General features: G+C 39.6%; 2 protein-coding genes. Both read right to left on the bottom strand.

The features are described 5' to 3' along the window. Positions 1–155: 155 nt before the first annotated feature. Positions 156–386: a hypothetical protein gene (locus tag A3757_RS19435; RefSeq protein WP_068553898.1), complete on the bottom strand. Its 231-nt coding sequence runs from the start codon at positions 384–386 to the stop codon at positions 156–158. Between the two features lie 103 nt (positions 387–489). Then, positions 490–1,305, bottom strand: coding sequence for a DUF805 domain-containing protein (locus A3757_RS19430; RefSeq protein WP_068567957.1), 816 nt, complete (start codon positions 1,303–1,305; stop codon positions 490–492). Positions 1,306–1,526 lie beyond the last annotated feature (221 nt).

The following is a 1,526-nucleotide window of genomic DNA, read 5'->3' as shown; positions in this document are numbered from 1 at the left end:
AACTGAACGAATAAATGTAACACCGCCCATAATAAAGAAAACCCAAACACCCATTAATATTAATAACCACTGATAAGCAGCAGCCGATACAAGGCTGGCAATTAGAAATGATAACCAGAAATGCTTTTGTGTAGATTTATTTACTATATCCATGGTTACTCTGAGATAGCTATTGCGCTTGTAAGTGATTTGGATTTTTTAAGTGCTCGATAACCTAGCACCATAACAATAATTAAAACCGTACAGCGGCCAAAAATAAAACCTACATCGTACGCGGAAGACTCAGATGTCAGTAAAAAGTAACCGGTTTCGATAAAACCAAGTGCACCAAATAAAACCAAAACTGCACCTAAACCAGCTAGCAAATAACCACCAACTTTTCTCATTTTATTCCCTTAGCGCAGAGTCTGATTTTGCATATAACGCCGCCAGCAGCGGCCGAGTGAAACGAGGTCCAGCGACCGCAGGGAGCGATGCTGGCTGGCCTGGTTATGTGCTCAGGTCAGCCACCTCGGTAATAAGTAAACCCGTTTGTTCGTAAAGGGCTTTTGACATTAACTGATAACTCAGAAAATATTGCTTTTTAATTTCTGCTTTTGGCGTACCCGTTTTTGCAATGGACATATAGTATTTTGATAATGATAGATCAAAACCAACAAACAAGATTTTGGAACCTCTCTTATTATTTCCGATTGTGTTCTTGAAAACCTTGCATAATTCTTGAGCCTTAAGCTTTTCCTTTATAACATCATGCTGGCAACGCAATAAATCAGTATTTTCTTTATCAACTTTGTTCGATTCTACTCGATCCGCTTCAATTTGCGTCGGTGTCTTATGAGAAGCTATTTCTCGGATCTTATCTAGCTTAGGTTTTTTCAAACTTGGCTCTTCACCATATTTGTTTGGCCCCTTGGTGCCAGGTATAAGGAGCAAAAATATTGTGAGTGGAATAGCTAGGCCTGGCAAAAAATAAGTAAGCCCCCAAACTGGATTAACGTTTATATCTCTTAGCCTGCCAAGTGTAGAAAAGAATAAATAAATGAAACAGCCAAAAAGAGCAAGAATGGTAATAAGTATTGGAACACTTTCTCGAAACAAATAAACTAAAGCACTACCAGCAGGCCCATCGGGGTGCCTCTCGCCGCTATTTGACAACATATAAGCCATCAAAAAAACTAAAGGTAAAAACGTCAGTAAATTAGCTAAAGCGTAATCTCTTCTGGTCTTCCTCGCACCTTGCCATATGGGCTGTTGAACAGTTCCAGGATCCTTTCTTTTTAAAAAATAATTTGGTATGTAAAACATTCCTTTACCTATTCCATAGAGTCATTGGGAACATAGACATAATGACTCCCCACGTCCCAAAAGAGTGCTGACCTCCTATCGTGGGTTAGCAAAGCCAGAGCCATAATATATGTGTCATACCATATAAGCGGAGGCCAGCACCATGAAAAACAATACCATAATTTTTGTCGGATTGGACACCCATAAGGAGTTCACCGAAGTCGCATATTGCGAAGATCAAC

It is taken from the genome of Oleiphilus sp. HI0117 (assembly GCF_001635235.1).
This window is presented reverse-complemented; position numbering and strand designations above follow the sequence as displayed.

Coding starts and splice junctions, on each gene's coding strand:
- A3757_RS19435 (WP_068553898.1), bottom strand. CDS start 386: ATGAGAAAAGTTGGTGGTTATTTGCTAGCTGGTTTAGGTGCAGTTTTG.
- A3757_RS19430 (WP_068567957.1), bottom strand. CDS start 1,305: ATGTTTTACATACCAAATTATTTTTTAAAAAGAAAGGATCCTGGAACT.